The sequence below is a fragment of the Litorilituus sediminis genome, from assembly GCF_004295665.1.
Lineage (GTDB): Bacteria > Pseudomonadota > Gammaproteobacteria > Enterobacterales > Alteromonadaceae > Colwellia > Colwellia sediminis.
Genome location: NZ_CP034759.1, coordinates 1,858,175 through 1,884,038 on the forward strand (window position 1 = coordinate 1,858,175; position 25,864 = coordinate 1,884,038).

Sequence of the window (25,864 nt, forward strand, 5' to 3'; positions counted from 1 at the left end):
CAATACGTTAAACGTCTCTTATTGTTATAGTGTATGTATTAGCTAGCCACTATACCGCTTTTATTGCAATTGTGTCAGCTTTAGTTTGATTTTTCAGTGCACTAGCTTCTGCAATAGCTGCCGTACGTTTAGTTCTATCAAGAACATCACCAGCTAACTGCCCACAAGCGGCATCAATATCATCACCACGCGTTCTGCGAGTAATCACGGTTAAACCATAACTTTGCAACACTTTATCAAAACGATCAATACGTGAATTGCTAGAGCGTTTATATGGAGAACCCGGGTATGGGTTAAATGGAATTAGGTTAATTTTACTAGGTAAATCTTTTAAGGCATGCGCTAGCTCATGGGCTTGATCTGTACTGTCATTAACATGATCTAACATGACATATTCAATCGTTGCCTGCTTATTGGCTTTAGAGCCATCAACATAACGCGCTGCTGCTTTTAAAAAGTCTTCTAATGGGTACTTTTTATTTAATGGTACAAGCTCATCGCGTAATTCATTATTCGGCGCATGTACTGAAATAGCTAAGGCACAGTCAATTTTCTCTTTCAGCATATCAAGTGCTGGTACAACACCTGAAGTACTTACCGTTACACGACGTTTAGATAAACCATAACCTAAATCATTTAACATGGTATCAAGCGCTGGGATCAGGTTTTTCATATTAAGTAACGGCTCACCCATGCCCATCATAACAATGTTAGTGATAGGTCGCTTACCAGCAATACGCGTTGCGCCAATATCATTAGCGACACGCCACACTTGACCGATAATTTCTGCCATAGACAAGTTACGGTTAAAACCTTGTTGCGCAGTGGCACAAAAAGTACACTCTAAGGCACAGCCCACTTGAGATGAAACACATAAAGTAGCGCGATCATTTTCAGGGATCCACACGGTTTCCACTTCTTGGCCGCCTTCAAGTTTTAACGCGTATTTAATGGTGCCATCGTTTGATACTTGCTTTTGTGAGATTTCAGGGGCTTTAATTTCACAATTTCGCTGTAATTTTTCGCGTAACTTTTTATTTAAGTTAGTCATTTGCTCAAAGTCACTATAACCAAAGTGATAAATCCATTTCATTATCTGATCGGCTCTAAAAGGCTTCTCCCCAATAGAGTCAAAGTACTCACGCATACTTTGGTGATCGAAATTTAATAAATTTACTTTAGTCATACAGCAAGATCTCAACAAGGCAAAACAGGACAACACAACCAGTTAATTAAAACACTGGTCTAATTTACAAGGGCGCGAATTGTACACTTTTCACACAAAAATCGCAATTTATCATTGTATCTAGCAAGGCAAATATACCCGGCTATTAAATACAAAAAGGATTTTACCAAAGCTTAGGTAAAATCCTTTCACAGAATGTAATTCTGTAATTAATTAATATTTAAACAAAACAATTTAACTTAGTTTAAGGAGATAAGCGCGGAGCCTACAAGTGTAGGTGAGCACTTTCGACGCAAAAATTAGTTAAAGTGTGAAGTTAAAATGCTAATTAACGAGTACGTGGGCAAATCTCTTCATCTGAGAAGAAGTAAGCAATTTCACGTGCAGCTGATTCTAAAGCGTCAGAGCCGTGAACAGCGTTCTCATCGATTGAATTAGCGTAGTCAGCACGTAAAGTACCAGCTAAAGCTTCAGCTGGGTTAGTAGCACCCATGATTTCACGGTTTTTAAGAACAGCGTTTTCGCCTTCTAATACTTGCACCATAACTGGACCTGAAGTCATGAACTCAACTAAAGCACCAAAGAAAGGACGCTCGCTGTGCTCAGCGTAAAAACCTTCAGCTTTTTCTTTGCTTAAGTGAACCATTTTAGAAGCAATGATTTTTAAGCCAGCTGTTTCAAAACGGTTGTAGATTTGACCAATTACGTTTTTAGCAACTGCATCTGGTTTTACGATAGAAAAAGTACGTTCGATAGCCATTATAAGCCCTCTGTTGTCAAAATAAGTTAATAAAAATTCGCACTAAACTAGTGCGGTATAAATTTTGGGCGCGATTATAGACGAATTATCGGCAAAAGCCTAATGATATTAATGTGAAAGCAAGCGCGATTAAAAAAGCCTCTTTAACAAGTAGATAATTTACTGGTAAAAGAGGCTTTTAAAGGTCTGTTAACTCAAAACTAACTTTCTTGTTTTAACTTAATGATCAAGTCAATATGCGGAATGAGTTGTTCAATTTCTCTAATTTGCTCTCGTAAACCTTGCCATTGTGACAGTTCAAGCTTGCCAGAATCCAAAATGGCTTGTTTTAACTCGGCAACTAGAGAGTGCTCATCGTGAGATTCAATAAACTCATTAATTCGTAATAACTCGTCTAAATCTGCTTGAGAAATGATTTCATCATTATTAGCATTCATAACAACCTCACTTTAACACTCGTTAGTTAACACCATTAAACACTGGTTCGACGATATTGACGATATTCTGGCTTCCAAAAGTTTCGTTCAATTTTCGCTTTCAGCTCATCATCAGCAATTTCTAAGGCTAAGTTTTGCTTAAAAGCGACCTTAGCTATAGCAAAAGCGATATCTTTACTTAGCTGAGCAATACCCGTCAGTGGCGGTAGTAAGTCTTCACCTTCATTATTGGCAACAGGAGAAGCCGCCGCTAAGGTTTCACTGGCAACCAGTAACATTTCATCTGTAATACGATTAATGTTGGCAGAAACAACACCTAAACCTATGCCAGGGAATATATAACTATTATTACATTGTGCAATTGGATAGCGCTTACCTTCGTACTCTACAGGCTCAAAAGGGCTGCCCGTGGCAACAACCGCTTTACCTTGAGTCCAGTTAATAACTTGTGTTGGCGTTGCTTCAACTTGGCGTGATGGATTACTTAATGGAAAAATAATCGGCACAGGACAATGGGATTGCATGGCAGTGATCACTTCCTCGGTAAATAAACCTGCTTGCCCAGAAACCCCTATTAACACATCTGGTTTAGCGCCATGCATGACCTCAACTAATGATGCGTAATCTCCTTGAATATCCCAGTGTTCAATGGCTATTTTATTTTGTACTAACCTTTCTTGGAAATCTCTTAAACCTTCCATACCTTGGGTTAATAAGCCATATCTATCCACCATGTACACTTGGCTACGCGCTTGCATAGGTGAGATACCTTCGCTGATCATTTGGGTAATAATCTGCTCGGCAATACCGCAACCAGCAGAGCCGGCGCCAACAAAAGCAACTTTTAACTGAGACAGCTTGACGCCTTTTCTACGACATGCAGCTAATAAAGTTCCAACCGTTACTGAGGCGGTACCTTGAATATCATCATTAAAACAACAAATTTTATTTCGATAACGCTCAAGCAGCGGCATAGCATTTGGCTGAGCAAAGTCTTCAAACTGCAACATCACATGTGGCCAGCGACGTTTAACCGCGCTAATAAACAACTCTAAAAATTCATCATAAGAGTCTTGATCAATACGCTTATGGCGCGAGCCCATATACATAGGATCATCAAGCAGTTTTTGATTGTTAGTACCCACATCTAACATAACCGGTAAGGTATACGCAGGGCTGATACCACCACAAGCGGTATACAAAGATAACTTACCGATAGGAATACCCATACCACCAATACCTTGGTCGCCTAAGCCTAAGATACGTTCACCATCGGTAACAACAATCACTTTAACTTTATTTTTCGTAGCATTACGCAAGATATCATCAATGTTATATCTGTCTTCATAAGAGATAAACAAACCACGTGAGCTGCGATAAATATCTGAAAACTGTTCACAAGCATCGCCCACTGTTGGTGTGTAAATAATGGGCAGCATTTCAGCCAAATGTTCTTGTACTAATTTAAAGAATAACGTTTCATTATTATCATGAATGGCACGTAAATAAATATGCTTATTAATATTGGTGTGAAAGCTACTGTACTGACGATAAGCGCGATCGGCTTGCTCTTCAATTGTTTCAAAACGTGGCGGTAAAAGGCCGGCTAAATTAAAACTATCACGTTCTTCTTGGCTAAAGGCGCTGCCTTTATTTAATAGCGGTGTTTCGAGTAAAGCTGGGCCTGCATACGGAATATAAAGTGGGCGCTTAGTTTGAGTCATGTACTTGCAACTTATGTGTTTGGTGAATGTTGGAAATAGATATAATTTATGTCGCAAGAGTATAATAGATCTGATGAAACTAGCAAAGCCAACCAGGGGCAAAAAATGCAAAAACAAACCATAAATTTGCATTAATATGCACTTCATACCAAGTGAAATAATTATTTGGACAGTTCAGAGCTATGTCAGGGTGGTGAGAATAAAACAAATTTGTGCTGCTGTAGTCATTCTCCAGCAAAGAAATTTGTTAAATTATCATCTTCCTGACAAGCTCCCAAGGGCGAGTTTAAAAGGCTTATATGCTGTGTTATTGATTTTGACAAGGGAATAACCATTCTCTGCAATCAATGCCTTGCCTATAAACCTTTTAACTCTCGCTGAATGCTCAAATAGTTAATTCAATTGGTATTAATTGTCTTAATCAACTTCATCCATCCAGGCTAATTGAATCGCTTCAAGCACACGTTCACCACAATGGTTAGGATCATCATCAAAACGTTCTAATGCCAGTACCCACTCCCTTAATTCGGTAAAATGTAGCTTGTAAGGATCAACATCTTGATGTTGTTCAATCAAGTCTAAGGCAATTTCTAATGAATCTGTCCATTTAAGCCCGCCTGCCATTATTCTCTCCAGCTTTTTTATATGCTTATTATCTAAATATAAGCTGGAAGTAAAAATAATCCACTAAAAGCATGATTAATAACCACAATAGAATAAATCGTGCCCGCCGACAAAACTGACACTCTGTATGCCACCAGCTTTTTAATTGTTTTAACAACACATTCATTATCCACAATAGAGCCAATAAAGTTTTCTATGATATTAAGTTTATCAAGGTGAGTATGATCTTTCGAGGTAACTTTATTGTTGATTTGTAATCGTTAAATAAAAAAAGGCCAGTGCATAAGGCACTGGCCAAAAAGCCGATCAAGGCTTGAGCAAGTAAGTGGGTAAATCAGGTTAAATTATGCGAATAGCTCTGTGCTGAAATAACGTTCGGCATTGTCAGCTAAAATAGTGACGATATTTTTGCCTTTAAAGTCTGGGCGCTGACCAATAACCATAGCGGCTTTTAACGCTGCACCTGATGAAATGCCTACAGGTAAGCTTTCTAAACAGGCAATATCTTGAGCAAAACTAACGGCATCTTCATTCGATACCGTCACTATGTCATCAATTAAATCAGTACGTAAAATAGCTGGCACATGGCCTGAGCTTAAGCCTTGAATTTTATGTACGCCCGACTTTCCTTCCGATAAAACCGGACAAGAGGCAGGCTCAACGGCAATAACTTTAAGATTAGGGTTTAGTGCTTTTAAGGTTTGTGCTATGCCTGATAAAGTACCGCCCGTACCGACACCCGCAACTAAGACATCAACTTTACCTTGGGTATCATGCCAAATTTCTTGTGCGGTGGTTTTTGCATGCATAGCAGAATTTGCTTGGTTACCAAATTGATCTAGCATAACGGCATTATCATTCTCAGCAATCATAGCTTTGGCTTTATCGATAGCACCTTTAGTACCAAGCTCTTTTGGCGTTAGCACAACTTTAGCGCCATAGTGTTTAATTAACTTACGACGTTCTATCGACATATGCTCAGGAATAACAATCGTTAACGGAATCTTCTTCATTGCGCAAATCCACGCACAGGCAACGCCATTATTACCTGAAGTAGCTTCGATAATTTCAGTATTAGCACCAATGCGGCCATCAGCAATCATAGCCTCAATCATGGCAAGGGCTGGACGATCTTTGATTGAGCCTGCGGGGTTAAAAAATTCAATTTTAGCAAGAATATTAGCTGGCACATCAAGCGCCTTAGTAAAGCGACTTAAACGTACTAACGGCGTATTACCGATAGTTTGGGTAATATCATCATAGATAACACCACGACCATAAACGATATCTTGTTGTTGGTTTTGTGCTAAGTTACTCATCTAAATTTCCTATACGCCTGTGCATTTCACTGAATAAATTATTCCACAGACATCAAGAAAAATTTGTGCTTTTCACTAGACAAAATCGAGAAAAAGTAGAATAGTATTCCAATAAAAAGCATTTATTTAGAAAAAAATTAAAAATAGCGTATTTATTTGAGTATTATGGACTCTTTTGATAAACATATTTTAAGCCTATTACAAAAAGACAGCACCTTATCAACCAGTGAAATCGCAGAGCAGGTTGGTTTATCAACTACCCCTTGTTGGCGTCGCATTCAAGCGATGGAAAAATCTGGTGTCATTAAAGCGCGAGTCGCTTTGGCTGATCCAGAAAAGCTCAATGTTGGCTTAACTATATTCGTGATGGTAAAAACCAATCAACATAACCCTAACTGGCTGGCAACCTTTGCGGAAATTGCTGATGAATTTGAAGAAATTGTTGAGTTTTATCGTATGAGTGGTGCGGTAGATTATCTACTGCGCGTGGTAGTGCCAGATATGAAAGCATACGATAACTTCTATAAAAAGCTGATTACTAAAACAGACTTTGCCGATATTAGCTCAAGCTTTGCCATGGAAGAAATAAAATACACCACAGCACTACCCGTGAGTTATTTGTAAAACAGTCAATCAAGTATTAATCGATAACCTAAGCCATATACAGACTGGATAAGCTCTTGCTCTGGACAGATCTGAGCAATTTTTTTTCGTAATTTTTTAATATGGCTATCTATGGTTCTATCACTTACTACGCGGCTATCACAGTACATGGTATCCATCAGTTGCGCACGGCTATAAATACGCCCTGGCTCGCTTACTAGCGGTGCCAATAAATTAAACTCCACAGCCGTTAACGCGAGCGTATTACCTTGATAGCTCACCTCATTGCGCGCTTTATCGAGAAAAATACCTGTAGATGCGACGGGCTGATTTTGTCCGCCATGCTGGGTTCTTCGCAGCACGGCTTTTACCCGAGCAACCACTTCTCTTGGGCTAAATGGCTTACAAATATAGTCATCTGCCCCTAATTCCAAACCAAGTAACTTGTCAACTTCTTCCACTTTAGCGGTAACCATAATAATAGGCACTTGGCTAAGCTGACGAATTTCTCGGCACAATTGCATGCCATCTTTTTCTGGTAGCATAATATCTAGCAAAATAATATCAGGGTGATTATGCTTAACCCAGTCAACAACCTTGCCACCTGAATACAAACAGTGGCACTGATATTGCGCGGCAATAAAGTAATCAGCTAATAGCTCAGCCAGTTTCTGCTCATCTTCAACAATCAATACCAGATCAGACATAAAATTTTTCCCTTATTTGCCGTTAATTTATCAGGGGTAATTCAATCACAATGGCTAAACCGCCAAGTTGAGAAGATTGCGCCTCTATTTTGCCTTGATGACCATTAACAATATGGGCACAAATAGAAAGCCCTAAACCGCTCCCCCCCGTTGCTCTACTGCGAGAATCATCAACTCGATACAAATGCTCAAATAAATGTGCTAAGTGCTCATTAGCAACACCTTGACCATTATCTTCAAATCGAATTATGGCACTGTTCTTAGTTGAATTTTTAGCTAGGGTGAGTTTAACGATAGTGCCGTTTTCAGCATATTTTACTGTATTACTAAAGAGATTCTCTAACAACTGAGACAAACGCGTTTTATCAGCAAAAATGAGCAACTCATCACTGTCGTTACTATCGTTACCCTTACTATAGTTACCCTTACAATAGTTACATAACTGCAAAGTATAACCCGCATCACTTAAATAACTCTGATATTGCTTAGCACAATTGTCAATAAAGGCCACTAAATCTACAGGCTCTTTTCGATAACTCATACCACCAATATCTGCACTGGTCAGGGCATGCAAATCAGCAATCAGTCGCTCTAGGTGCAGTACTTCTTGGTGAGTCGATTGCACATGCCCCATTGATAATACTCGCACGCCATCGATAACGGCTTCCAGCTCTGCCTTTAAAACCGCAAGTGGTGTTCTTAGTTCATGAGAAATATTGGCGAGCCAACGCTTTCTGGCACTTTCATTAGCAAGTAAGGTTTTCGCCAATTCATTAAAATCACGTGTTAATTGGGCAAACTCATCCTTTCGTTCAATTGACAAGCGACTTTGATACTGGCCTTGGGTTAATTGATGCATTCCTTTAGCGAGCGCTCTAATGGGGGCGACAATATGACTAGCCAAAGGCAAGCTAATCAGCACAACTAAGCACATAATAGCTAATGAAATAAGCCATAAGTAGCTACGTTGCTGCTCAATAAAGTCCAATTCGTAGCCCGAGGTTAATCTATGTCGTTTCACCACAGCAAAGTAGCCAATAAGGCTATCGGCGACAAAAATTTCCGTCATACTATAATCGTGTTGCTCATTATAATGACCAACAACTAAGCGCTTATCTGCATCTAGCACGGCATATCGATCATGCTTAGGTTTCTGTGGTGGTCTTCTTAGCGCCTTTACTGGTGCTTTATCTGGCTTGCCGGGCATTTTTTCCCCTGCCCTTCGCTCTCTATGCTGTGGAGGCGGTCTGTGTTCAGGCCGTGGCAAAGTAAACTCAGTATCACTTAAGGCTTGTCGAATTAACCGCTGAAATCGTCTATCGTCAAAACGAATAAAATGCCAACTCCCTCGTTGCTGATATGACTGAGCTAATTGCGTAACGACTGGCGCTAAGGCGTTAATTTCTCGTTTATTAACATAATTAACCATGCCCTTATCGAGACTCCACTGCATAAAGCTGACGATGGCGATCACTAAGGTAATGCCAAACAAAAGCAGGGTTAAAAAAAGTTTATTATGTATTTTCATTAAATCATCATTATAAAAATGCTAACTATCAGCGGCTATTTATCACCTTACTATGTCCCTTCACTAAAGACAAAGCGCTTAGCTGACAACCACATTATTTGCATTTTATTTGCACATTGTTTGCACATTCGCCCGTTAATCTAAACAGATGCCTAGCCGAGATATTAAAATTAAGGAATAGCTATGACAGTCAGATTTGCAATAACAATATTTCTACTTAACAGCCTAATGTTAGCCTCAACCTTTGCTCAAAATGCGCCTCCCAGACCACCGATTAACCCACCGGTTAATCCGCCGCCTGCGCCACCGACACAACCAGCCTTAACAGCGCAAGAAATAGAGCTACATTTACAAGAAATTATCAGGCTAGAGGCTATTCAGCCCGCTAACCTGACGCGACTCAATATACCGGCAATTACCGATGAAAAAGCACAACTGGGTAAAAAGCTATTCTTTGCCAAAAACCTTGGCGGAATGCAAAGTGTCGCTTGTGCTAGCTGTCATCACCCAAGTTTAGGTGGCGCAGATGCTACTTCATTATCAGTCGGTATAAATCCCGTCGATGAACTGGATATTAGCAGCGAAGATTTACTAGGACATATGCGTTTTACTGGTGATAGCGATGTGCCAGTTATTCCCCGAAACGCGCCCACTGTATTTAACCTAGCCTTATTTGAGCGCGGTTTATTTTGGGATAGCCGTGTTGAGCGTTTAAGAAATGGTGGCATAGCAACACCTGATTCCATTATAGATGAGCAGAATCGACGTCGTCCTGATGCTAACTTACCTAATACTGCCACCTTAGCCGATGCACAGGCAAGGTTTCCGGTAACCTCACCAGAAGAAATGCGCGGTGAATTTGCCGCACAAGCTGATAACCAAAGCTTACGCAATGAGCTAGTCGCGCGGCTAAACAATGAGGTCGAGGGGATAAACACTACTTGGCCTGAAGAGTTTGCCATAGCTTATGGTGATAATCAGGTAACCCTTGATAGAATATTCGAGGCCATTGGCGAATATCAACGTTCCATGGTGTTTATCAATAACCCTTGGCAAGCATACCTAAGTGGCAATACTCAAGCCTTAACAACACAGCAAAAACGCGGCGCGCTGTTATTTTTCACGCCAGCACGTGAACGAGGTGCTGGTTGTCATGCCTGTCATCGTGGTGATAACTTTTCTAATGAAAGACATCATTTAACTGGCTACCCACAAATTGGCTTAGGTACAGGTAATGAAAGTAGCACGGCAACAAGTCAAGATTTTGGCCGAGAAAATGTCAGCCAAGATAACCTAGATAGATTTCATTTTAGAACACCTAGCTTACTCAATATTGCTAGTTCAGCACCTTATGGTCACACTGGTGCCTATCAAACATTGGCGCAAGTTGTACAACATTACAATAACCCAACACAAGCAATAGATAATCTTTTTGCCGCCCAAGGTGGTCAGCCATTTAGCAATGGCATTGCGCCTTATTGTCAATTGCCGCAAATAGCTGCGTTAATGGATAAAAATAATCAAAGCTGTGAGCAAGTATTTCCTAACGCTTATGAAAATTCGCTGGAGGTTATCAATTACCTGCAAAATGCCAGAGCTGGTGCTATTGCCACCCGAGCAGCATTTAGAGCACGATTAAACTTATCTGCGCAGGATGTAGAAGATATTGTCGCCTTCTTACACAGCCTAACAGATCCTTGTGTTGAAAATAGAGACTGTTTAGCCCCTTGGATTATTGATGAGAATGATGAGGCAAGCTTTCCTGATAATAAAGCACTGATCGCCATCGACCATTTGGGTAATGCCCTATAACAGCAAATCGTGATAAGCACTGTGTATTTAACCTGAACTCGGTTTAAGAGATAAGTTAACAGTTTGAAATATCAATAATTAATCTACACATGTACTCTCTAGCTTGATATTTTTACTTAATTCAAGGCAAATTTCGCGTCAATAGCTAGCCTATTGCAAGTAAATTTAACGCAGAAGTTAGTAAAAATAGCTGCTAGAGAGCTATTTATTAAGCCGAGATCAGGTTATTTAGTGCTTATCGCAAAATATTAGAGGCGGACTATTCAAAAAACTGTGCGTATACCGCATAACTGGCATAACCTAAAATAGGCAACACCACCACTAATAACGGCAAAGCAATCACTAAGGTTAGCGCCATAATGGTCACTAACGTGGCGGCCCACTTTAACATTAACCACTTATATTGAAAGACAGTTTTCACACTTAAATTCACCGCCGCAACAAAGTTCATTTGCTGATGAATGATCAGCGGAATGGAGAATACCCCCAGCAAAAAGCCAATAATCGCCATAACAATCCCCACTAAGCCGCTATGCATTAAGTAAGAAAGCAAGGCATCTCGCATAGCGGGATCAGTGAAAAATTTATCATCCAGCGGGATAGGTTCAATACCAAAATAAAGGCCGTAAATCACTAAGGCATCAGTTATCCAGATAAAATAGCAAAGACATAAAATAAACACTAAAAACCAAATACCGCTACGCTTTTCCCCTTTAATGCGAATTAGGTCACTAAAGCTAGGTTGTTTATTTTGCTTAATCAAGGCGCCAGCTTGTTGAAAGCCAATAATAAGCAAAGGAGCAATAAGAAAAAATCCGGCCACAAATGGCATAATAGCTAAAGCAGCATCAACGCCAAGTAAAGCCCAATATAACACCAGCCCTATTAAACAAAAAAAACTACTAAAGAGTATGCTTATGGTTTTAGTTTCACTAAAAGCGTGCCACCCGAATGCTAACCAGCTCATTACCGAAGGTGTAGGCTGAACATTTGACATGAATATTACCTAACATGATTTTATAGTCTCTTTCGCTAGCTTAATAAATTGCCGGACAAATTAGTTTGATGCAAAACAGCAAAGCACCATAAAAACTGCTTTTAGCTATGGGTATACTTACTTCAACCTCTGCCACACTTCATATTCAACGCGCTTGCCGTCTTTAAAGCGGCTATTTTTACATAACCAGGTCCTTTAGCCTTTTTTAGCTTTCTTTGGCAATGTATTTATCTACACAGAAGCTACATACAGTCGCCACCATCCAAACCAGTAAGCCTATTAGCAAATCTTTATTCATATACAGCGAAGCTGCGATGCTAACCACAATGCACACGCCCATAGGCAAACTATGTTTCAACTCAATGCCCTCTTCTTATGACTCGTCATCTAGCTAGGTAAAAGGCCAATCTTTTATCAATTAACGGTAGCAGGCTAGTTAATTTCTTACGACAAAAGTAAAATCTAAGATATAACCAAAAAATATAAAAAATAATGACTTACAGAGTTATGCAATTGCATTAATAGCGCTACTATTATTTTTGCATACAATATGCGCAAAAAAATAATTTATTTCAAGGAAACAAGGATATAAGAAATGAAAAAAACAATAATGAAGAAGCTTGGACTTAGCGCAGTATCTTTACTTGCAGTTGCAACAGCCGCATATGCTGGTGGTGGCTACTGGGAGTACCGTAAAGTTTGTGAATATGAAACCATTACGGTGAACGACCCTATTACGCACTGTTCGTATAGTGGCTCAATTTATGCTGATGACCGCTCTACACCGCGTCCTCTCTATGTATCAAGCACTGACAAGCTTGATGGACATGTATCTTGCCCAGCAGAAAAAACCGTTTCTCGCGTTATGAAAGTAGAAGTAGATGACGGTGTTTGGAGGTTTGTAGATTACCGAGGAAATATTCCACTTACCGATGAATCACATAGCTATGATTCGCACCAAGAAACACGTGTAATTGAAGGTTCATGCCGCATGACCCGCGTATGGGTTCCATGTGATTCAAACAGACGCTGTTCTGGAGAGCCTTAATATAAATTAGTACAGACAAGATCTGACATTTATATTTGAAAAATTGGGGGTTATCCGTTTTTGACAAAAGAGTTAAATCTTTAATCAAAACTAACAAAAGGGTAACTCTCAACTTGTATATTAGCCATCAAGTCATTGAGCACAAAACTGATTTACTTAATCTTATCTAAGGAATAAAAATACATTTAAAGCATTACATTTATCCGTATAAGGCATTTTTGCTATTGATAATGCATATGTCTAATTACTGAAAAGTCCTCTTTAGAAATGAAGATTACCGGGGCTCCTTCTGCAACTCCAGCTCTAATTTCCCAACTAACTCTCCAGCTGCTACCTTTATCCGTTATTTTGTACTGGTGCTCCATTCTTTTCTTGTATGAGTTTGGGTAATTATCCTTAATAACTGTTTCAGCAATATATATAATTTTATTACGCTTACTTTTAGATATATCAGAGGCTGTAGCTTTAATTGATATAAAAAGCGCTAATATACTAATTAAAATAAATTTCACTATAGTCCCCCTAAAAGCAAAATAAATAAACCTTTATATATTCAAACCAGCAAAGGGCTCTGTTTCTATCACTTTAATCTCAGCCATACTTCATATTCAACACGCTTGCCGTCTTTAAAGCGACTATTGTGCCAATAGTCGCCTTTTATTTGATAACTAAACTGATATTTCCCTCCTGCTGTAGATTGATAGGAGGTATGAATAGGTGTTTCCGTATATTTATCATCGGTGAAGCTATAGCTACCTGCACCAGCAGCCCAGAACTTATCACCTGACATTGAGATAAAAGTATAGTGACCTTGTGAGAGTGTTTTAATAGCATTCATTTTGGCATCAGCATAATTCACCAACTTGCCTTCGCCGTTAACGTACTCCCCTTTTACCAGCTGCCAAGCACCATCAAAATGATTGGCAAAACTACTGCTACAGATAAACAAAAATAATACAACCACTAAACGAACAATACTGAACATAGCACCCTCTATTTCTTAAATAAAAAAGCCAAGGCAAAATACCTTGGCAATTAACATAAATGAAGAAGTTTTAACTAACAATAACTTGTTGGTTATTTGTTATTTCAATTGGTATTAAAACTGAGCGGTAAAGTTCACGCCCCAGTTTTCATCATTACTATCTTTTTGATCGGAATAAAAAGCACCTAAGGCAAAGTTGTCGGTGAAATAGTGGTTTACACTGACCGAGTAGTTATCATTCTCACCATAGCTAGCCGAGACAGAACTAAATTTATTAAAGTAGTAACTTGAATAAATCGACCAGTAATCATTATCCAAGACACTTGAACTACCATAATACCAATAGGCAGCACCCAGTACTAAATAACTTGTTGTTGAAATATTAGCAAAATACTTGGTTGATAAGCTATGCGTGTCAAAATCTTCATCCGTGTTATAACTAAAGCCTATATAATCGCTATCATTGAAATCAAAGTTATAGCTCACGGTATAGCTGAGGAAATTATTAATGTCATGGTAGCTAGCTTTTATAATGAGATTCTGAGTAATCAAGTAACCTAAATCCGCCCTATAATATGTATCTTGATCATCACTATTATGACCGCTTTGAGTTACAACTCCACTCGGTGAGAGCGCCATAAAATTACTGCTAGAACTGCTATCAATGTAACTTGCACCACCACCTAACAAAAAATTACCAATAAACCATTCACCATCAACATGAATTATCTGATTTTTAGAGCTAGCCTCAAAATCCACAATAGTCCCATCTTGATCTACGACAAGCACTTTATCATACTCTGATTTCATATAAGAATATGACACGCCAAGATTACTAATTGAATTGATATAATCAAATTCATTCAGCGGCCCTAAAGCCGTTCTAGCATCAAAGTAGTAGCGACTATTTAAGCTAAACCAGTCTAAATTCCCATTACGTTGATCTTGCGTTTGGTAGTTAATAGAAGAAAACGATTGAAAGCTGTCTTCAGCGTGAGCCGCTGAAAAAGCAAAAACAGAACTAGCAGCCATAGCTGCTGCAACTAATGATAGTCTCATAGAAAACATCCTTGTGAGGTTTAAAAGTGTGCATTATACAAAGCACAATGCAATTGTCGAACACTATAGCGAAGTACAAACAGTTATTAAACAGCAACTTACACTTTCTTACACTTAGGTTATTTTAAATCAAACGATTAAGAGAATAAGCGCTGTGCCCAACGGGTTAAGCCTGCGGTAACACTGCCAAAATGATCGCCCACCACTAATCGGCTATTTGGCATTTGTTGTTTTAAGAATTGGCTTAACACTGGCGATTTTGCTGTACCGCCTGTTACAAACACGACATCAGGCTGACATTGTGCCTGCTCAATAGCCTCATGCATAACCTCAGTAATATTTTGTAGCTCTCGGTGCGCTGAGGTTAAAATCAAACTGCGCTTTAATTCAACCATCAGCTGCTCATCAATATCAAAGAGTTCAACTTGAGTTTGCTCATTATCGGTTAAGGCTATTTTTCCTTGTTCAGCACCATTAACAATACGATAGCTGAGCTTATTTTCATGCAAGTTTAGTAGCCTTGCGATTAATTCAGGTTGCTGAGCATCGCGCTGTAGCTGCTCAAGGTAGCGATAATTACTACTACTATAAAATTCAGTCTGCTCATTTATATTATTAATCGCCATTGCCTGCCAAAAGCTATTACTCGGCATAGGTTTGCCTGATTTTAATAGTGAATCTAAGCCAAAGCTCGGCATAAGCCCTTTTAGCGCTAACTGAATATCAAAATCATTACCACCAACCCGCACACCACTATGGCCCAATAAATGAGCTGACCTATCTGTAAGTTTTGTATACTCTGGCCCCATAAGCAGCATAGAACAATCGGTTGTACCGCCACCTATATCAACTACTAAGACCTTAGTTTCTTTAGCTAAACAACTTTCATATTCAAAACCGGCAGCAACAGGCTCAAACTGAAATTCAACGTGCTTAAAGCCGACACGTTTGGCGGCATTAGTTAATACTTCAATGGCTTGGCGATTGCTTTCTTCACCACGCAGCCCTTGAAAGTTAATCGGTCTACCAATAACAGCTTGTTCAATTTCACGTTGTAGCGACTGCTCAGCAAGTTGTTTAACATTGGCCATCATGGCCGCCACGACATCTTCAAATAGCGCAATTTGCTGTGGCATTAAACCACTAGCCCCTAAAAAAGATTTAGGCGATTTAATGTAATAGCCTTCATCTGGCTCATCTAAATAAGCACTAAGCGCCGCTTGACCAAAGGCTAAGTCACCATCAATACCATCAAGTGCTAACTCACGCAGCATGCTTTGCCCTTTTTGTAACTGCCTTAAGCGTTGCGATTTAAAATTAACTTGTTCAGTTTCTGATAACTGCTGATAAAGCCAGTTAACAATCACTTCCCTACTCGGCGCGTATAAAGTTGAAGGAATATACTGGCCATGACCTGCTAGCGATAACAACTCTGGTTTCGAGTCAACCATAGTACCAACAGCACAATTTGACGTACCATAATCAAAGCCTATCATTTTTATACCTCACCACATTTACGACAACGAAAAAAGGTCGCGTAGCATACGCATAACAACACCATCATGCAAGTAGCTAGCTTATGGGATTCTTATGGAATGACATTGCTATTAGTGTCTATTTTCCTTTACCCTTATTGCCAAATTTTCTATTAAATAGCCACTTATACATACCATGACAAAAATTGAATTTTCCACACAAGAAAAAGAACAACTAGTAACAAAAATACAAGACTACTTTGTTGATGAACTAGACCAAGATATCGGTCAATTTGATGCTGAATTTTTATTGGATTTTTTTGCCAAAGAGGTAGGCGGTTATTTTTATAATCGCGGCTTATTTGACGCACAAGAAATTGTTAGAAATAAGCTAGATAATGTCAGTGAAGATATTAACGATGCACTTTATCAAATTGAAAAGCCAGTGAAATAATCCTCCCATCTTGTAAAAATACCCCAATAAAAAACTCGCCGTAGCGAGTTTTTTATAAAGGATAATTACACTTAGTAATTATTTAGTTACCGGAAAACCGCGATCACGCATAAGCGCTTCAACTTGGGCATCACGTCCTCTAAAGGCGCGATAAGCATCGGCAGGATCAACCGCATTTCTTACGCTAAATAAATGCTCAACTAGCTTAGCAGCAACATCTTTATCGTAGAAACCACCAGGTGCATTAGCAAAAGCTTCCGCTGCATCTGAGGTTAATACCTCTGCCCACATGTAACCATAGTAACTTGAAGAGTAACCTTCACCACTAAATACATGACCAAAGTGCGGGCTGCGATGACGCATAACAATTTGCTCAGGCATATTTAGCGCAGCTAAGGTTTCACGCTCGAATTTATCCGCATCAATACCCGTTGGATCTACGGTATGGAATTTCATATCAACTAAGGCAGACGCTAGGTATTCTGTGGTTTTAAAACCTTGATTGAAAGTCGCCGCCGCTTTAATCTTTTTCACTAAATCTGCTGGTATTGGCTTACCAGTTTTATAGTGTATAAGGTAATTATCAATCACTTCATCGGTTGTTAACCAGCGCTCTAATAATTGCGATTGAAATTCAGTGTAATCACGTACGCCACTGTTTAAGGTTGGGTATTCAACATTAGATGCTAAGAAATGCAACGCATGACCAAACTCATGGAAGTAAGTTTCAGCATCAGACCAAGAAATTAGTGTTGGTTTACCCGGCTCACCTTTACTAAAGTTTGAGTTATTTGATGATAAAACGTTTTTCTTACCTTCAAAGGTAGTATGGCTGCGATAAGTAGTCGCCCAAGCACCAGAGCGCTTACCTTTACGCGCAAATGGGTCTAAATACCATAAACCAATATGTTCACCAGAGGTTTTATCTGTTACTTCCCAAACGCGAACATCTTCATGGAAAACAGGCACAGAGCCATCAGTTACTTCAGCAAAAGCGAAGTTGAATAAACGACCTGCAACATAGAACATAGCTTCGCGCAAGTTATCTAATTGTAGGTATTGTTTCACTTCATCAGAATCTAAGCTGTACTTATCTTGACGCACTTTTTCTGCGTAATAGCGGTAATCCCATGGCTCAATCTTATCGATGCCATCTTGTTTCTTACCAATAGCCAACATATCAGCCACTTCTTCATCAACACGAGCAATTGCTGCTGGCCATACTGCTTCCATTAGTGCAATGGCATTTTCTGGTGATTTTGCCATGCGATCTTCTAAACGCCACGAGGCATAGTTTTTATAACCTAACAAACCAACGCGTTCATGACGTAGCTGTAAAATTTCCGCGATAATGGCATTATTATCGAACTCATCACCGTTATCACCACGGCTATAATAGTTATTCCAAACTTGCTTACGCAATTCACGCTCGGTTGAGTAAGTTAAGAAAGGATCCATAGATGAACGTGTATTAGTAATAGCATATTGCCCTGCTTTACCGCGCTCTTTTGCTGCAGATGCTGCCACAGCAACAATAGACTCTGGTAAACCACCTAACTGCTTATCCGTTAAATAAACAACATAGTTTTCTTCATCAGCTAACACATTGTTACTAAACTTAGTATGTAATTGAGCTAAGCGCTGGTTGATTTCAGCATAACGCTTTTTATCTTGGGCATTTAATGTTGCACCGTTACGAGCGAAGCGATTATAGGTTAACAACACCAGGCGCTGCTTTTCAGGTGATAAGCCTTTCACTTCATCTGAGTGATAAACGCTTTCAATGCGTTTAAAAAGCTTGTCGTTTTGGCTAATTTTTGAATAAAACGCTGACAGCTTAGGTGCCATTTCCGCTTGGATTTTTCTAAATTCAGGTGTTGAACGATTTGAGCGCCAAATACCATAGTAAGCATACAGTCTATTAAGATCTTTGCCGGTTTTTTCCATAGCCACTATGGTATTTTCAAAGTTAGCCGCTTCTGGGTTATTAGCTATTAGCTCAATTTCAGCTAAATTAGTTGCCATTGCTTGCTCCATGGCAGGAATGACACCATCAATAGTCACTTTATCAAAAGCAGGTACACCCTGAAATGGCCCTTGCCATTTCGCCAATAATAAGGCTTTTGATTGCTCAACTTGACTTGCTTCAACTGCGACTTTAGCAGATGAGTTAACTGCTTCATTTGTTGTGCTTTCGTTAGCACTACAGCCCATAAGTACACTCGATACTAAAAAGGCTTTAAGAAATTGTTGTTTCATTGGTTATCTCAACGGTTGTAATTGAATGAATATTTTAAACAAACGAAAAACCATGCAGACTCTTTTTTTATTTATTTCTTGCACGCTATTCGCCTCATAACACTATATTAACAATTTACAATAATAAACCACAGCCTTGAACCTGCTACTCAACGCTATTTAAAAACAATTTAACGCATTTAAGCAAAATGCCAGTTAACGACTAAAGTTTTCATTATTTGTTTGCAACACACAGGGATACAATATACCTTTCTGCATAATTATTAGTTAGCCCAAAAAAAAGACCGACAACTTCAACGAAGCGGCCGGCTTAAAAAAGGGGAGTTTGTTGGTTGGGAGCTCCCCAAAAAACTACAAAGGTAGGGGGTAATTAATGCAAATATTATTTATTTGCTGCAACGATGTAGCTGTCTAATTCATCTTGAGTTAGCTCATCATCAGCATTTAAATCTATTTTACTAAATGCTTGAGCAAGTAATTGATTTTGACTTACGCTAACTTCTTGTTTGCTTAGCTTGCCATCTTTATTAGTATCTAATGCACTAAAGGCAATTTTTTCAACGCCTGACTTTTCTTGTGCTTGGACTTGTGCAGGCTTTTTATCAGCACTTGTTATGCTAACTTCATCTGCGCTAACAAAAAATGATGCCATACTTGCACTCACAACCACTGCGCTTAATTTTAATAGACTGATGTTTCTCATTTTAACTCCTTAAAAAAGTTCTTTAACTGTTTATTGAACATGATCTAACAAAACGAACAAAACGAATGCAGACGTTTTGCCTTCAAATCAATTACAGCAATGCATGGCTCGTGCCAAAACACTTAACCAGTTGAATTTAAAAGGGTTTGACAAGTAATCAAGGGCTTAGCAAGCACAATACTGTCGCCAAATAACAACAGGTTATTAAATTTTTCACTCAACTTACTGTCAAGCCAAGCAGAAAAATAAGAAAACCCCCTTAAAAACAAAGAACTAAAAACACATTCAACACAAAAGCTCACTGTCGCCAGTAGGAGACAGCATTGTTTTTATGCTAGATTTAGCTTACAAAGACTGCTTGTTATAAAAGAGCATTAAAGGCAATGTTGACAAAATTAACCCGACTTTCTATTGATAGGTTGTCCTTAAGAAACTTAACCCTGTTAGGTTTTTCCCTAGTTGCTATTCCATTGGTAGCGACTTTACTGTTTGCCGCCAATAAACTGAGCCAACTTGCTGAACAAAGTACCAGCAGTATTTTTACCGTCGCTAAACTTATTCGTCTCAATACAGATATAGCCGATTACCTAACCAAGGTTGAACGCTCTGCCAGTCAATTTATCGTACTCAATGATGCCGATACCAAACAGCGTTACTTGAAACAGCACCGCGCTTTACATCAAGTAATTGAGCAGGCGATTAATGAACAGCCTAATCAAAGTATTAGTAAGCTACTGACAGATCTTCAACAAAGCAGCCAAACTATCGCTAAACTCCTACAACAAGTAGATAAGCACGATATAAGCCTAGAAGATATTCAACAACTATTTAAGCAGCTAAATAGCAATAAAATACAATTAAAACAGCATACCAATAACATCATTAACCAGCAGGCTAACCATATTTATCAATCAAGTGAACAAGCGCGGGCAAATTTATTAACGAGTTTAGCGATAATCCCTATTACCCTGATTATTGCCATTGTCTTTATTTTATTAATCACTAAACCTTTAAAACGTTTGATTGATGAAATAAAGCAGCTAGAACAAGGTAACTTCAAAGCTAAAATCAATTTTAGCGGCTCTAGTGAATACGAAGAGATTGCCTTAGCGCTAGAAACAATGAGGCAAAGATTACATGAACTTGAACTGCAAAAAACCAGCTTTATTCGTCATATATCTCACGAGCTGAAAACTCCACTAGCAGCAATACGTGAAGGCACAGAATTAATTTATGATCACAGTGTTGGCGATTTAAACCCAGAGCAGCAAGAAATATGCGACATTATTAAAGCTAGCGTTAGCCGTTTACAAACACTTATTGAAGACTTACTCGATTTCAATATTGTGCTCGACTCCACCAGTTTGCAAGAGACCAAAATAACTCCGTTAGCGCCATTAATTGACAAGGTTATTGCTCAGCGGCAATTAGATATAAAACGTAAGTCATTAAGCATTGAGAAAAATCTGGCGAATTTGAGCTTATTTACCAATGCAACCCAATTAAGCGTCATTATTGAAAACTTGTTATCAAATGCCATTAAGTTCTCACCTGAGCAGGGCAAGATCACTATCTGCGCACAAGAGATTAACAATAAAGTCACTTTAACCATTAGCGATCAAGGCCCAGGCATAAGTAAAGAAATCACGGAGAAAATTTTCGATGCTTTTTATCAAGGGCCGCAACCCGAAAACAGCCAAATTAAAGGCTCCGGATTAGGCTTAACCATAGTAAAAGAGTTGCTATCTCGCCTACAGGCAGCAATTACAATTGCAAATGGCAAAACAGGTGCCAGCTTTGTTATCAGCTTTGAACAATCAACTAACAGTCATGTCACTGAAGATCTAACTCAATCTCAAACGAGCAACTAACATGGAAACTAAATTGCTAACAAAACTAGCTACATTTACCTCAAGCTTAAAGCGCGGCTACACATTCGCTGTTATCACCTTGTTGCTAACTAACTTATCTGCGTGCCAAATCACTCCTCAAGCACCTGCAAGCTTTAGCTATAGTCAATATTATTTATGGTTAAAAACACTCAATGCTGAAGAATTAGTTACTGAACTAGCACAACAGAAACAGGCGTTAAACAGCCAAGAGAGCCAACAAACCAAAGTAAAATTATTACTGTTACATACGCTGCCAAGCTCTCCTGAATATCAACCATACAAAGCCAAAACACTGCTTAACCAAGTGCCTTTGTCAGCAAGCCAATTTAATTCTGAACAAAATTTAGCCTTTATGCTGCTAATTAAAGATTTATTAAACGCACAACTTTTACTGATTGAGAAACATCAACGGCAAACAGACAAAGATAAGCAGGCAATAAGCCAATTTCAGCAACAAATTAACTTGCTAGAACAACAGCTTGAACAATTAAAGAAGATTGAACAAAGCATCAACCAACAATAAGAGCAAACCATGACAACAGAAACACCTTCACAACAAGCCAAAATTCTCATTGTTGATGATGACCCAAGCTTATTACGCTTATTAACCATCAGGCTAAGTGCGGCCGGCTATTTAGTTGAATCAGCAGCCAACGCCAAAATAGCACTCGGTATATTGCAAAATTACCAACCTCAATTAGTGATCAGTGATTTACGTATGGAAGGCATGGACGGTATGGCACTGTTTGAGCAAATACGCAGCCAACAACCCAATTTACCTGTGGTGATCATGACCGCTCATGGCACTATTCCTGATGCCATCAATGCCACTAAATTAGGTGTTTTTAGCTTTCTCACTAAACCATTTGAAAGCCAAGAATTACTTGATACTGTGCAGCAAGCAATAAAACTACAGCCTGCTAGTCACGATGCCTTAGAAAAGGATAACTGGCGCAGTAATATCATTAGCCGAAGTACCGTAATGGAGTCTCTACTACAGCAAGCAAAACAAGTTGCTATGAGTGATTTTAGCCTGCTTATTCACAGCCAAAGCGGTACAGGTAAAGAGTTATTAGCAAAAGCTATTCATCTTGCCAGCAATAGAAAAGATAAACCTTTTACCGCTATTAACTGTGCTGCAGTACCCGAACAACTGTTAGAATCTGAGCTTTTTGGTCATAGCAAAGGTGCCTTTACTGGCGCACAAAAAGATCATCAAGGTTTATTTCAAGCAACTGACGGTGGCACGCTATTTCTAGATGAAATAGGTGATATGCCAGCAAGTTTTCAAGTTAAGCTATTACGAGTATTACAAGAAAAAGAAGTACGCCCTGTCGGTAGTACGCAATCAATCAAAGTTGATGTGCGCGTTATTTCAGCCACTCACAAAAACTTGCAACATGCCATTAAAAACAACACCTTTCGTGAAGATTTATATTATCGATTAAACGTAGTTGAACTCGAGCTGCCGCCATTAGCTGAGCGCAGAGAAGATATTCCACTGCTAGTGCAACACTTCTTAGAAAATGCCGTAAAAGACTCGAACAATCGAGTAAAAAGTTTTAGCCAAGAGGCGATGGAATTATTAATCAGTGCTGATTGGCCGGGCAACATCAGACAACTACAAAATGTTGTCGAGCAAAGTATCGCACTATCATCAGAAAACTTAATCAGCGCAACCTTAGTTAAAAATGCCCTGCGCGATAAAACCACGCAGTTCCCTTCGTTTGCTCAAGCCAGAGATCATTTTGAGCGAGATTACCTCGCTAAACTACTCAAAATAACAGCAGGTAATGTTTCTCAAGCAGCTCGTATTGCGCAAAGAAATCGTACTGAATTCTATAAATTATTAAATAAGCACCATTTAGTTGCAGAGAGTTATCGAGAGAGCTAAAAAATTACTGTAATTCAAAGTCAAACTGCCTAACTTTGATATTAACGCCAGCATCATAGAGTTGCTGGTAAAAGTTAATTTCGCTACAGCCCTGCTGGCGCTTGCAAATGGTAACGTACTTTAATATTCCTGGCTTATGACTTTGCAAGCCAGCCTGCTTGAACCAATAAAGTGCTTGCTCACTATCATAAAACGAGGGTTGTAAATAAAACTCACCAAGGCTCACCTGTGCAGGGGCAAAGCCTAACTGAGCCGATTGGCTTAATAATGACAAACCGCGTTCGATATTATCTTCATTATACATGTTGTTAAGTAATGAAAGCGCTGCGATATGCTCACGTTTACCTGGCACATACATATCAGATGCTGATGTTTTAATTGCCGCGGTATCTGGACTGGTATAATTACCATACAAGCTATTATGTTTAGGGCGTTTAATCTTTATGATTGCACTGCTAGCTAACAGCTTGGCTAATTCGTCTGGCGAATAATCATAACGTTTTGGCTCAAGGTAATCGCTATATCTTAACTGACCATAACGAATGCCATCAATGGCAGCTTGCTCAGTAAAATAGAACATATTACCATAACGCAAGGTAACAATATCTCCGGTTATATCGACAAGCTGTGCTAGTCGATACTTTTCTTTGCTTCGGTAATCTTGCGTTAATTTTCTTCTATCTAAAAAATAGATATCACCAATTTTAGGTTGTTCGAGAAAGGCTAAAGTTTCTGATGATTCTTGTGTTGCATGCTGCCATTGCTTATATACGGTAAAAGCAATCGCTGCTAACACCATAATATGGATAATGTTGAAGGAAAAAAATAGCTTCTTAGCCTTATTTAGCCACTTACTAAAGAGACTAAAACTAGCGGAAGCATTGATTGAATTATCCATAATGAAAACATCCCTTTGCACTTAATCATTTGACTTACAGCCTAGCATGATATTAAAGAAATTTCGCAACATTACTTTGAAAGAAATCTAAAAAAGTACGTGTTCGCAAGGCAATATTTCGGCTTTGATAAAGCACAGTTAACCTTTGGGCAACAGGTGCAGGAGCTACGTCTAATCGCTTTAAACAATGCGCTTCGCTATCTTGAGAAACCACATAGTCAGGCAGTTTTGCAATACCTAAACCTTGCTTACAGGCCTGCAAGCGCATTTCTGGGCTGGCTAAATTGGCTCGCCCTTTAACATACACAGCTTGAGCACTGCCCTGTTGCCTAAAAAGCCAAGGTGAACTTTCATCAGATAAAATACACTGATAATCAAGTAGCTGCTCAGGTATTAGCGAAGCCGTTGCCTCAATTGGTAACTGCTGTGCAAATGTTTGGCACGCTTTGCTAGCAAAGTAAACTGATTGTGGAAAACTCAGTAGCTCTTTGCCAATCCAGTTAGAGTGCGGCAGTGTTTGCTCATGAAGAACAAAGCAAAGATCAAATTGCGGATCAAACGCTGGCACTGCGCCAGAGTAATGCTGACAGTGAATATCAATTTCTGGATAACGTAATAAAAACTCGGCCAACAAGCTACTAACAACCGTATTAAAAAACTCTAACGGCAATAAAAGACTAATGCGTCCTGTAACACTATTAGTGCCTTGTAAAAACTGCTCTTCAACTTGAGTTAAAGCATCAATATGAGTTTGGCAAGCAGCATATAGTAAGCGGCCACTTTGGGTAAGCTCCTGCTTGCGCGTGGTTCTATGCAATAAGTCACAGCCAAGTGCTTGTTCCAGCTCGCGCAGTCGTCGGCTCAATTTAGACTTTGCCATATTTAACTTAATCGCGGCTTGAGTAAATGAGCCAGCTTGCACTAAAGTGACAAAAAGCAATAAATCATCAAGCTGTTTGATTTTATTTAACATACGCCAACACTTTCCATCAGTAACTTAACCACTACCATTGTTTCATATATAGAACAGTGAATCATACATAAAACATCTAATCAACAATACCAAGTTCAATTACCATAGCGTTCACTTACTGAACTACAGAACTAAGGAAGAGATATGAGTATTGTCAAAGAGATAAACGCTGACGAATTTGAACATGAAGTAAACCAAGCAAACAACAAAGTTTTAGTAGACTTTTACGCGCCTTGGTGTGGCCCATGTAAAATGATTGCCCCGATTATTGAACAAGTCGCCCAGGAAAACCCTGAGCTAAAAGTCGTCAAAGTTAATGCCGATAACAACCAAGCATTAATGGCTCAGTTTGGCATTCGAGGTATTCCAACACTGTTATTAGTCAACGAAGGTGAAGTCATAGCAACTCAAGTGGGGGCGGCAACGCTGGCACAAACCAATACCTTTATAAGCCAATAACAGTCACAGCCTAAAGTGTGCTGACCTTTCTGCTATTTTCAGCAAAGGTCAATTAACCCGTGCGCAAT

Annotated in this window: 25 protein-coding genes; 8 read left to right on the forward strand and 17 right to left on the reverse strand. The window is 39.1% G+C overall.

Annotation, left to right across the window (positions count from 1 at the left end; translation table 11 throughout):
• Positions 1 to 49: 49 nt before the first annotated feature.
• From rlmN to cysK, 6 genes are all read right to left on the reverse strand, one after another.
• A complete protein-coding gene (gene rlmN, locus EMK97_RS08250) occupies positions 50 to 1,186 on the reverse strand; it encodes a dual-specificity RNA methyltransferase RlmN (protein ID WP_130601132.1) in 1,137 nt (378 codons plus the stop codon).
• A gap of 328 nt (positions 1,187 to 1,514) precedes the next feature.
• On the reverse strand, positions 1,515 to 1,946 hold the full coding sequence (gene ndk, locus EMK97_RS08255; protein WP_130601134.1) for a nucleoside-diphosphate kinase: 432 nt from the start codon (positions 1,944 to 1,946) through the stop codon (positions 1,515 to 1,517).
• A gap of 200 nt (positions 1,947 to 2,146) precedes the next feature.
• The gene (locus EMK97_RS08260) at positions 2,147 to 2,383 is read right to left on the reverse strand and encodes a hypothetical protein (RefSeq protein WP_130601136.1); all 237 of its coding nucleotides are present in this window, start codon (positions 2,381 to 2,383) and stop codon (positions 2,147 to 2,149) included.
• A 35-nt stretch (positions 2,384 to 2,418) separates the two neighbouring features.
• Positions 2,419 to 4,107, reverse strand: coding sequence for an NAD-dependent malic enzyme (locus EMK97_RS08265; RefSeq protein ID WP_130601138.1), 1,689 nt, complete (start codon positions 4,105 to 4,107; stop codon positions 2,419 to 2,421).
• A 417-nt stretch (positions 4,108 to 4,524) separates the two neighbouring features.
• The gene (iscX, locus tag EMK97_RS08270) at positions 4,525 to 4,731 is read right to left on the reverse strand and encodes a Fe-S cluster assembly protein IscX (RefSeq protein WP_130601140.1); all 207 of its coding nucleotides are present in this window, start codon (positions 4,729 to 4,731) and stop codon (positions 4,525 to 4,527) included.
• Between the two features lie 344 nt (positions 4,732 to 5,075).
• Entirely contained in the window at positions 5,076 to 6,050 is a 975-nt protein-coding gene (cysK, locus tag EMK97_RS08275; RefSeq protein ID WP_130601142.1) for a cysteine synthase A, read from the reverse strand.
• 165 nt (positions 6,051 to 6,215) lie between these two features.
• Here cysK and EMK97_RS08280 point away from each other — a divergent pair, with 165 nt between their 5' ends.
• Positions 6,216 to 6,674, forward strand: coding sequence for an Lrp/AsnC family transcriptional regulator (locus EMK97_RS08280; RefSeq protein WP_130601144.1), 459 nt, complete (start codon positions 6,216 to 6,218; stop codon positions 6,672 to 6,674).
• Positions 6,675 to 6,679: 5 nt separating this feature from the next.
• On the opposite strand, the gene EMK97_RS08285 is transcribed toward EMK97_RS08280, so the two are convergent.
• Both EMK97_RS08285 and EMK97_RS08290 read right to left on the reverse strand, forming a co-directional pair.
• Positions 6,680 to 7,360: a response regulator gene (locus tag EMK97_RS08285; protein WP_130601146.1), complete on the reverse strand. Its 681-nt coding sequence runs from the start codon at positions 7,358 to 7,360 to the stop codon at positions 6,680 to 6,682.
• Positions 7,361 to 7,382: 22 nt separating this feature from the next.
• A complete protein-coding gene (locus tag EMK97_RS08290; RefSeq protein WP_130601148.1) occupies positions 7,383 to 8,888 on the reverse strand; it encodes an ATP-binding protein in 1,506 nt (501 codons plus the stop codon).
• A 183-nt stretch (positions 8,889 to 9,071) separates the two neighbouring features.
• Here EMK97_RS08290 and EMK97_RS08295 point away from each other — a divergent pair, with 183 nt between their 5' ends.
• Positions 9,072 to 10,700, forward strand: coding sequence for a cytochrome-c peroxidase (locus EMK97_RS08295; RefSeq protein WP_130601150.1), 1,629 nt, complete (start codon positions 9,072 to 9,074; stop codon positions 10,698 to 10,700).
• Positions 10,701 to 10,959: 259 nt separating this feature from the next.
• On the opposite strand, the gene EMK97_RS08300 is transcribed toward EMK97_RS08295, so the two are convergent.
• Positions 10,960 to 11,697: a DUF2189 domain-containing protein gene (locus EMK97_RS08300; protein ID WP_130601152.1), complete on the reverse strand. Its 738-nt coding sequence runs from the start codon at positions 11,695 to 11,697 to the stop codon at positions 10,960 to 10,962.
• 595 nt (positions 11,698 to 12,292) lie between these two features.
• Here EMK97_RS08300 and EMK97_RS08305 point away from each other — a divergent pair.
• A complete protein-coding gene (locus tag EMK97_RS08305; protein WP_130601154.1) occupies positions 12,293 to 12,745 on the forward strand; it encodes a hypothetical protein in 453 nt (150 codons plus the stop codon).
• A 221-nt stretch (positions 12,746 to 12,966) separates the two neighbouring features.
• On the opposite strand, the gene EMK97_RS08310 is transcribed toward EMK97_RS08305, so the two are convergent.
• The 4 genes from EMK97_RS08310 to yegD form a co-directional block, all read right to left on the reverse strand.
• Complete coding sequence (locus EMK97_RS08310) at positions 12,967 to 13,257, reverse strand: NTF2 fold immunity protein (RefSeq protein ID WP_130601156.1); 291 nt, start codon at positions 13,255 to 13,257, stop codon at positions 12,967 to 12,969.
• Positions 13,258 to 13,325: 68 nt separating this feature from the next.
• Positions 13,326 to 13,730: a hypothetical protein gene (locus EMK97_RS08315; RefSeq protein WP_130601158.1), complete on the reverse strand. Its 405-nt coding sequence runs from the start codon at positions 13,728 to 13,730 to the stop codon at positions 13,326 to 13,328.
• A gap of 114 nt (positions 13,731 to 13,844) precedes the next feature.
• Positions 13,845 to 14,789 (reverse strand): putative porin, encoded by a 945-nt coding sequence (locus tag EMK97_RS08320; protein WP_170176737.1) that lies wholly within the window; start codon positions 14,787 to 14,789, stop codon positions 13,845 to 13,847.
• 137 nt (positions 14,790 to 14,926) lie between these two features.
• A complete protein-coding gene (gene yegD, locus EMK97_RS08325; protein WP_130601162.1) occupies positions 14,927 to 16,285 on the reverse strand; it encodes a molecular chaperone in 1,359 nt (452 codons plus the stop codon).
• Positions 16,286 to 16,460: 175 nt separating this feature from the next.
• On the opposite strand from yegD, the gene EMK97_RS08330 reads away from it, so the two are divergent.
• Entirely contained in the window at positions 16,461 to 16,718 is a 258-nt protein-coding gene (locus tag EMK97_RS08330) for a DUF2164 domain-containing protein (RefSeq protein ID WP_130601164.1), read from the forward strand.
• Between the two features lie 78 nt (positions 16,719 to 16,796).
• Here EMK97_RS08330 and EMK97_RS08335 read toward each other — a convergent pair whose 3' ends face one another.
• Positions 16,797 to 18,977: a M3 family metallopeptidase gene (locus EMK97_RS08335; protein ID WP_130601166.1), complete on the reverse strand. Its 2,181-nt coding sequence runs from the start codon at positions 18,975 to 18,977 to the stop codon at positions 16,797 to 16,799.
• A 382-nt stretch (positions 18,978 to 19,359) separates the two neighbouring features.
• Complete coding sequence (locus EMK97_RS08340; protein WP_130601168.1) at positions 19,360 to 19,680, reverse strand: EF-hand domain-containing protein; 321 nt, start codon at positions 19,678 to 19,680, stop codon at positions 19,360 to 19,362.
• A gap of 383 nt (positions 19,681 to 20,063) precedes the next feature.
• Between EMK97_RS08340 and EMK97_RS08345 the strand changes: the two genes are divergently transcribed.
• The 3 genes from EMK97_RS08345 to EMK97_RS08355 are packed head-to-tail and all read left to right on the forward strand — an operon-like array spanning position 20,064 to position 23,466.
• The gene (locus EMK97_RS08345; protein ID WP_130601170.1) at positions 20,064 to 21,551 is read left to right on the forward strand and encodes a HAMP domain-containing sensor histidine kinase; all 1,488 of its coding nucleotides are present in this window, start codon (positions 20,064 to 20,066) and stop codon (positions 21,549 to 21,551) included.
• 1 nt (position 21,552) lies between these two features.
• Positions 21,553 to 22,095, forward strand: coding sequence for a hypothetical protein (locus EMK97_RS08350; protein WP_130601172.1), 543 nt, complete (start codon positions 21,553 to 21,555; stop codon positions 22,093 to 22,095).
• 9 nt (positions 22,096 to 22,104) lie between these two features.
• Positions 22,105 to 23,466 carry a sigma 54-interacting transcriptional regulator gene (locus EMK97_RS08355; RefSeq protein WP_130601174.1) on the forward strand — a complete coding sequence of 454 codons (1,362 nt, stop codon included), beginning with the start codon at positions 22,105 to 22,107 and terminating at the stop codon, positions 23,464 to 23,466.
• Between the two features lie 4 nt (positions 23,467 to 23,470).
• On the opposite strand, the gene EMK97_RS08360 is transcribed toward EMK97_RS08355, so the two are convergent.
• Together EMK97_RS08360 and EMK97_RS08365 are read right to left on the reverse strand one after the other, a co-directional pair.
• Positions 23,471 to 24,364, reverse strand: a complete 894-nt coding sequence (locus EMK97_RS08360) for an SEL1-like repeat protein (RefSeq protein WP_130601176.1) — start codon at positions 24,362 to 24,364, stop codon at positions 23,471 to 23,473.
• Positions 24,365 to 24,416: 52 nt separating this feature from the next.
• Positions 24,417 to 25,337: a LysR family transcriptional regulator gene (locus EMK97_RS08365; RefSeq protein ID WP_130601178.1), complete on the reverse strand. Its 921-nt coding sequence runs from the start codon at positions 25,335 to 25,337 to the stop codon at positions 24,417 to 24,419.
• Positions 25,338 to 25,481: 144 nt separating this feature from the next.
• On the opposite strand from EMK97_RS08365, the gene trxA reads away from it, so the two are divergent.
• The gene (trxA, locus tag EMK97_RS08370) at positions 25,482 to 25,796 is read left to right on the forward strand and encodes a thioredoxin (protein ID WP_130601180.1); all 315 of its coding nucleotides are present in this window, start codon (positions 25,482 to 25,484) and stop codon (positions 25,794 to 25,796) included.
• Positions 25,797 to 25,864: the final 68 nt, after the last annotated feature.

What these genes read in the sequence shown, in the direction of transcription:
- rlmN (WP_130601132.1), bottom strand. Translation starts at nt 1,186, where the DNA reads ATGACTAAAGTAAATTTATTAAATTTCGATCACCAAAGTATGCGTGAG.
- ndk (WP_130601134.1), bottom strand. Translation starts at nt 1,946, where the DNA reads ATGGCTATCGAACGTACTTTTTCTATCGTAAAACCAGATGCAGTTGCT.
- EMK97_RS08260 (WP_130601136.1), bottom strand. Translation starts at nt 2,383, where the DNA reads ATGAATGCTAATAATGATGAAATCATTTCTCAAGCAGATTTAGACGAG.
- EMK97_RS08265 (WP_130601138.1), bottom strand. Translation starts at nt 4,107, where the DNA reads ATGACTCAAACTAAGCGCCCACTTTATATTCCGTATGCAGGCCCAGCT.
- iscX (WP_130601140.1), bottom strand. Translation starts at nt 4,731, where the DNA reads ATGGCAGGCGGGCTTAAATGGACAGATTCATTAGAAATTGCCTTAGAC.
- cysK (WP_130601142.1), bottom strand. Translation starts at nt 6,050, where the DNA reads ATGAGTAACTTAGCACAAAACCAACAACAAGATATCGTTTATGGTCGT.
- EMK97_RS08280 (WP_130601144.1), top strand. Translation starts at nt 6,216, where the DNA reads ATGGACTCTTTTGATAAACATATTTTAAGCCTATTACAAAAAGACAGC.
- EMK97_RS08285 (WP_130601146.1), bottom strand. Translation starts at nt 7,360, where the DNA reads ATGTCTGATCTGGTATTGATTGTTGAAGATGAGCAGAAACTGGCTGAG.
- EMK97_RS08290 (WP_130601148.1), bottom strand. Translation starts at nt 8,888, where the DNA reads ATGAAAATACATAATAAACTTTTTTTAACCCTGCTTTTGTTTGGCATT.
- EMK97_RS08295 (WP_130601150.1), top strand. Translation starts at nt 9,072, where the DNA reads ATGACAGTCAGATTTGCAATAACAATATTTCTACTTAACAGCCTAATG.
- EMK97_RS08300 (WP_130601152.1), bottom strand. Translation starts at nt 11,697, where the DNA reads ATGTCAAATGTTCAGCCTACACCTTCGGTAATGAGCTGGTTAGCATTC.
- EMK97_RS08305 (WP_130601154.1), top strand. Translation starts at nt 12,293, where the DNA reads ATGAAAAAAACAATAATGAAGAAGCTTGGACTTAGCGCAGTATCTTTA.
- EMK97_RS08315 (WP_130601158.1), bottom strand. Translation starts at nt 13,730, where the DNA reads ATGTTCAGTATTGTTCGTTTAGTGGTTGTATTATTTTTGTTTATCTGT.
- EMK97_RS08320 (WP_170176737.1), bottom strand. Translation starts at nt 14,789, where the DNA reads ATGAGACTATCATTAGTTGCAGCAGCTATGGCTGCTAGTTCTGTTTTT.
- yegD (WP_130601162.1), bottom strand. Translation starts at nt 16,285, where the DNA reads ATGATAGGCTTTGATTATGGTACGTCAAATTGTGCTGTTGGTACTATG.
- EMK97_RS08330 (WP_130601164.1), top strand. Translation starts at nt 16,461, where the DNA reads ATGACAAAAATTGAATTTTCCACACAAGAAAAAGAACAACTAGTAACA.
- EMK97_RS08335 (WP_130601166.1), bottom strand. Translation starts at nt 18,977, where the DNA reads ATGAAACAACAATTTCTTAAAGCCTTTTTAGTATCGAGTGTACTTATG.
- EMK97_RS08340 (WP_130601168.1), bottom strand. Translation starts at nt 19,680, where the DNA reads ATGAGAAACATCAGTCTATTAAAATTAAGCGCAGTGGTTGTGAGTGCA.
- EMK97_RS08345 (WP_130601170.1), top strand. Translation starts at nt 20,064, where the DNA reads ATGTTGACAAAATTAACCCGACTTTCTATTGATAGGTTGTCCTTAAGA.
- EMK97_RS08350 (WP_130601172.1), top strand. Translation starts at nt 21,553, where the DNA reads ATGGAAACTAAATTGCTAACAAAACTAGCTACATTTACCTCAAGCTTA.
- EMK97_RS08355 (WP_130601174.1), top strand. Translation starts at nt 22,105, where the DNA reads ATGACAACAGAAACACCTTCACAACAAGCCAAAATTCTCATTGTTGAT.
- EMK97_RS08360 (WP_130601176.1), bottom strand. Translation starts at nt 24,364, where the DNA reads ATGGATAATTCAATCAATGCTTCCGCTAGTTTTAGTCTCTTTAGTAAG.
- EMK97_RS08365 (WP_130601178.1), bottom strand. Translation starts at nt 25,337, where the DNA reads ATGTTAAATAAAATCAAACAGCTTGATGATTTATTGCTTTTTGTCACT.
- trxA (WP_130601180.1), top strand. Translation starts at nt 25,482, where the DNA reads ATGAGTATTGTCAAAGAGATAAACGCTGACGAATTTGAACATGAAGTA.